Annotated in this window: 5 protein-coding genes; all 5 read right to left on the bottom strand. The window is 52.4% G+C overall.

Going from position 1 to position 5,364, the window contains the following annotated elements:
• The coding region (gene pstA, locus KH813_RS05900) for a phosphate ABC transporter permease PstA (RefSeq protein ID WP_303994432.1) at positions 1-834 on the bottom strand (834 nt) is incomplete at its 3' end.
• Positions 831-1,694 (bottom strand): phosphate ABC transporter permease subunit PstC, encoded by an 864-nt coding sequence (gene pstC, locus KH813_RS05895; RefSeq protein ID WP_303994431.1) that lies wholly within the window; start codon positions 1,692-1,694, stop codon positions 831-833. The genes pstC and pstA, both read right to left, overlap by 4 nt.
• 30 nt (positions 1,695-1,724) lie before the next feature.
• A complete protein-coding gene (locus tag KH813_RS05890; protein WP_303994430.1) occupies positions 1,725-2,627 on the bottom strand; it encodes a substrate-binding domain-containing protein in 903 nt (300 codons plus the stop codon).
• 293 nt (positions 2,628-2,920) lie between these two features.
• A complete protein-coding gene (gene uvrC / locus KH813_RS05885; protein WP_303994429.1) occupies positions 2,921-4,783 on the bottom strand; it encodes an excinuclease ABC subunit UvrC in 1,863 nt (620 codons plus the stop codon).
• Positions 4,767-5,364: ATP-binding cassette domain-containing protein (locus KH813_RS05880; protein WP_303994428.1), on the bottom strand; the 598-nt coding region annotated here is incomplete at its 5' end. The genes uvrC and KH813_RS05880, both read right to left, overlap by 17 nt.

Here is a 5,364-nt window from a genome sequence, read left to right as displayed (position 1 = left end):
TTTTCTCCATTTATTCATGACGAGCGAGGAGATCTCGTTCATCAAAACTACGACTACAATCAAGATAACGCCGGTGGCGTACGCTTTATCCGTGTGAATACCTTCGCTGGAAAGCGCGTACATGTGAATCGCCATCGTTCGACCGGACTGCATCAGGTTGCCCGGAATTTCCGGAACAGTGCCGATCGTGTACATCAACGCGACCGTTTCACCGACGATACGGCCGATCGCCAGAATTATGCCCGCCACAATCCCGCGGCCGGCCACCGGCAAAATAATTTTTAAAATAGTGTCCCGTTTACCTACGCCCAAGCCGTAGCTGCCTTCGCGCAAACCGGTCGGCACGGTCAAAAGCGCTTCTTCCGTTGTCTTAATGACAAAGGGGAGCACGAGGATCGTCATTGTCAAAACACCGGATAGTAACGAATATCCCAGTTGCAAGAAAATAACGAAAAACAAAAAACCGAATAAACCGTACACAATGGAAGGAATACCGGCGAGCGTTTCACTGGCCATCCGAACCCATTTTACCAACCACGAGTCGCGTTGCGCGTATTCCGTCATATACACGGCGGTGCCTACGCCCAACGGTATCGCCAAAAGCAATGTGCCGATGGTCAGATAAATCGTCGTGATCAATGCAGGAAAGAGCGAAACGTTGGATGTATTGTACTTATAAGCAAACAGATCGGCGGTCACGAACGGAATACCGTTCCAAAGGATGTGCACCAACAAGTACACCAAGACCCCCATCGTGAGCGTAATGCCCAGCCAAACCGCTGCCTGTACGATCCATTCGTAGGCGCCGCGCGGTTCCCCACGACGTTTGCTCATGATTTAACCAGCCTTTCACGTAAAAACAGGAACAGCGTATTCAATAACAAAATCATAATAAACAAAATCGCGCCGGTCGCAATCAACGCTTCCCTGTGCAGGTCTGCCGCGTAACCCATTTCCAAAACGACATTGGCCGTCAAAGTACGCGTCCCGTCCCAAAGTGACGACGGAATCACTGCCTGGTTACCCGCGACCATGATAACGGCCATCGTTTCACCGACCGCGCGGCCGATGCCCAAGACAAACGACGCCAAGATACCGCCGGAAGCCGCCGGCACCATGATCCCGACCACGGTGCGCTCGTGAGTCAGCCCCAGCGCGCGACCGCCTTCATAGTAACGATCCGGTACCGTCGAAAGCGCCGACTCGCTGACCGAAATAATCGTCGGCAAAATCATAATGGCAAGCAATAACGCCGCCGTAAACACGCTGTTGCCGTTGCCGCCTAAATACTCGCGCACCATCGGCACCATGACAACCATGCCGAAGAAACCGTAGACGATCGAAGGAATACCGGCCAACAATAAAACTAACGAACGCAGTACACGACGCCACTTTTCCGGTGCAAAAAAAGAAAGGCAGACGGCTGCCGCCAAGGCAACCGGTCCGCCCATCAAAATCGCACCGAGAGTGACCAGCATACTGCCGATGATCATCGGGAAAATCCCGTATGTGGGCGGTACGTCCGTCGGGCGCCAACTTGATCCCAAAAGGAAATCCTGCAAACCGATGGTAAACATCGGCGGAATTCCTTTGGCAAAGATAAAGAGCCCGATGAGGAAGACGCATACGATGGACATTGCCGCCATCACATGCACCGTCCAGCTCATCAACTTTTCACTTGTCTGCGAATTCATCCGCTCACTCCCGCTTCTTACCGGCAGATGTTATTTCGCATCCTGCCATTTCGTAATTTTGCCAATGTAAACGTCACGAACAGAATCCGCTTTGACGTTTTCTACGCTGTTCGCTTTGTTGACAATAACCGCCAAGCCGTCTTTGGCAATAACGTTGCCTTCAACTTTATCTTTTTCGCTGTCTTTCAATTCACGCGATGCCATACCGAGATCGGCCGTGCCGCTGATCGCCGATTGAACACCGGTCGTCGAGTCGCTCTGCTGCACTTCGACTTTCAGGTTCGGGTTGGCTTTCTGGTAAGCTTCCGCCAATTTTTCCATGACCGGAGTTACCGAAGACGAACCCGCGCATACGATTTTGCCGGACTGGTTGGCCGGAGTGTACGCTGCCGGAGCTTGATCCACCGCGATGTAGCCGTTGTCATTAACGATCTTCTGGCCTTCTTTACTGTGGATAAATTTCAGGAAGTCTTCCGCTTGCGGAGTCAAACCTTTTTCTTTGCTGATGACAACATTGAACGGACGAGCCAATTTGTACTGGCCGTTCATAACGTTCGCCGGAGTCGCTTCCACGCCGTCAACTTTCAACGCTTTTACGGTATCGTTCAACGAACCGAGGGAAATGTAGCCGAGCGCATACGCGTCATTCGCTACGCTGGTCATCATGACGTTGGTGCTGTTCGTAATCTGAGCGGAGCTCAAAGTGCGGTCGACTTTCTTACCGTTTTCTTTGACTTCAATGCCCAACAATTCAACGAACGCGCCACGCGTACCGGAACCGTCTTCACGGGAAATAACGTGAATATCTTTGGCCAAATCAAAAGCCGCTTTGTCTCCGCCGGAGCTGGAGCCGGAACCGCCACCGCAACCCGCGATCGCTAATGCCATTACTACACTGGCTGCTGCTAAACCTAAACGTTTACCTTGTTTCATCTTTTTCGTTCCTCCTTTGGAATCGATACGAATTGGTATAACTGCATAATAGCGGAAGACTGTCAAAAGACCACACAGTCTTTGTAAATAGATTGTAAAAACAAAATTTTGGTAAGCTGCCTTGAAAACAACTCGTACAAATTCTTCTTTTCCTTTTAATAAGTCCTTTATTTACAACGACGGCGGGAATTCTCAACGCGTCGCGAAAAACAATTTCTTATTTTTACACGTTTACAAGCGTCTCATTTTATTGTAAAAGCGGACAAAAAAAGAGCGGTGCTCACCGCTCTTTTTCATACCCATTTTTGATTGTCGTCTTTCGTCTGCAGCAGCTGCTGTTTTTCATGTTTTTCCGCCCGCAGAAACGCGTACACGGCTTCGGCGGCTTTCCGATTCATACCGGGCACGGCCGCCAATGCTTCGACATCGGCCGCGCGCATCGCGTCCAAATTCGGAAACGCCTGCCATAACGCCTGACGACGTTTCGGACCGATGCCGTCAATATGATCCAAAATGGATTGGAAGTTCCGTTTGCTGCGCAATTTGCGATGGTACGTAATCGCGAACCGATGGGCTTCATCACGCACCGTCTGCAACAACTGCAGCGCCGGCAAACGATGATCCAACACAATCGGTTCGTTACTGTACTCGGTAAAAATCTCTTCGATCCGTTCCGCCAGAGCGATGACCGGTGTTTGGACGCCGCACTCGCGAATGACGGGCAACGCCGCATGCAACTGTCCTTTGCCGCCGTCGATGACGATCAAATCCGGCAACGGCCAATCGGGATGATTGCCATAACGGCGCGCCATGATTTCACGCATGGAAGCGAAATCATCCGGCTTGCCCTGCACGGTTTTCAATTTGAATTTGCGGTATTCGCTACGGGTCGGTTTGCCGTCAATCAAAACGCTCATGGAGGCGACGGTCTCCGCGCCCTGAATATGACTGATATCAAAACACTCAATGCGTTCCGGCAGATTGGGCAGATCCAAAATTTGCGCGAGATCGCGCACGGCGCCGCTTTGTTTATCCACCGTGTGCTGCCATTGCAGTTCTTTATCCGCCAGGTACTTCGCGGCATTGTCCTGCGCCATATCTTTCAGGCCGCGACGGAAGCCTCGTTGCGGCACGGCGATTTTCACCTGCGAGCCCCGCTCCGCCGTCAACCATTCACCAAGCAGTTCGGCATCGGCAGGCAAAAACGGCACGGCTACTTCTTTCGGCACGCGGTCTGCGTTGCCGGTGTAATAATTCTTGATAAATCCGGCCAACACTTCCGCATCACTTTCACCGTATGAGCCGCTGACCATATAGTTTTCTTTGCCGATCACTTTGCCGGCGCGGACAAGTAAAATGACGACGCCCACTTTATCCGCCGTGCGAGCGACGCCGATCATATCCAAGTTGCCGGCGGCGGCCACGATATTTTGCCGCTCCTGTACGCTCTTCAAAGCGACGATACGGTCCCGGTAGCGGGCCGCTTCCTCATACCGCATCGCCGCGGCCGCCTCTTTCATGCTGTTTTCCCAGCGGTGCAGCCACTGCCGGTTTTTACCTTCAAAAATATCGCAGACTTCCTGCGCCATTTGATGATAAGTAGCTTGTTCCACCCGGCCCATGCAGGGAGCCTGGCAGCGTTTCAAATGGTATTGCAGACAGGGCCGTCGTACTTTCATCGACCGACAGGTCCGCAAGGGGTAAATCTGCCGCAAGGTTTTCAATGTCCGCGCCACCGAGCCGACATCCGTAAACGGCCCCAAGTACCGCGCGCCGTCACGCACCAGCCGCCGCGTCATAAAGACGCGCGGATAATCTTCCTGCAACGTGATTTTGATGTACGGATATGTTTTATCATCCCGCAGGAGAATATTATATTTCGGATGCAAGCGTTTAATCAAATTGCATTCGAGAATGAGCGCTTCCAGTTCCGTTTTGGTCAGAATAAAGTCGACATCTTCGGCGTGGTTCATCATGGCATTCACTTTGGGACTGTTCTTGCTTTCTTCCCGCACGTAGGAACGCACGCGGCTGCGTAAATTCACCGCTTTGCCGACGTAGATGACTTTACCGAACCGATCTTTCCACTGGTAGACCCCGGGTGTGGTCGGCAAGGCGTCGAGCTTGGTTTGGATCCGCTCATTCACTTGCCGCATGGCGATCCTCCACCTGACCGAGTTTTCGCGCCCGTTCCAGCAATGGCGCTAAATAATGACCCGTGTATGACTCCGGCACGGCCGCTACTTCCTCCGGCGTACCGGTCGCCACGATCGTACCGCCGCCCGAACCGCCTTCCGGTCCCAAGTCGATAATATGATCGGCGCATTTAATCACATCTAAATTGTGCTCGATGATCACCACGGTATCGCCTTCATCGACGATTCGCTGTAAGACATCCATCAGTTTATGAATATCCGCCACATGCAAACCGGTGGTCGGTTCATCCAAAAGATAAAGTGTCTTGCCGGTACTGCGTTTCGCCAGCTCCGTCGCCAATTTGACGCGCTGCGCTTCCCCGCCGGAAAGCGTGGTCGCCGGCTGACCGAGGCGAATGTAACCGAGCCCCACGTCCTGAATCGTTTGCAATTTTCGGACAATGGCCGGGTGATTGACGAAAAATTCGACCGCCTCATCCACCGTCATATTGAGCACATCGGAAATATTTTTGCCTTTATATTTCACTTCCAGCGTTTCGCGATTATAGCGCGCGCCGTGGCAGACTTCGCAGGGCACGTAC

It is taken from the genome of Negativicoccus succinicivorans (assembly GCF_018373335.1).
Lineage (GTDB): Bacteria > Bacillota > Negativicutes > Veillonellales > Negativicoccaceae > Negativicoccus > Negativicoccus succinicivorans_A.
Note: the sequence above shows the minus strand (reverse complement) of the source record. Positions and strands in the feature narration are given on the sequence as shown.

Coding starts and splice junctions, on each gene's coding strand:
- pstC (WP_303994431.1), bottom strand. CDS start 1,694: ATGAATTCGCAGACAAGTGAAAAGTTGATGAGCTGGACGGTGCATGTG.
- uvrC (WP_303994429.1), bottom strand. CDS start 4,783: ATGCGGCAAGTGAATGAGCGGATCCAAACCAAGCTCGACGCCTTGCCG.
- KH813_RS05890 (WP_303994430.1), bottom strand. CDS start 2,627: ATGAAACAAGGTAAACGTTTAGGTTTAGCAGCAGCCAGTGTAGTAATG.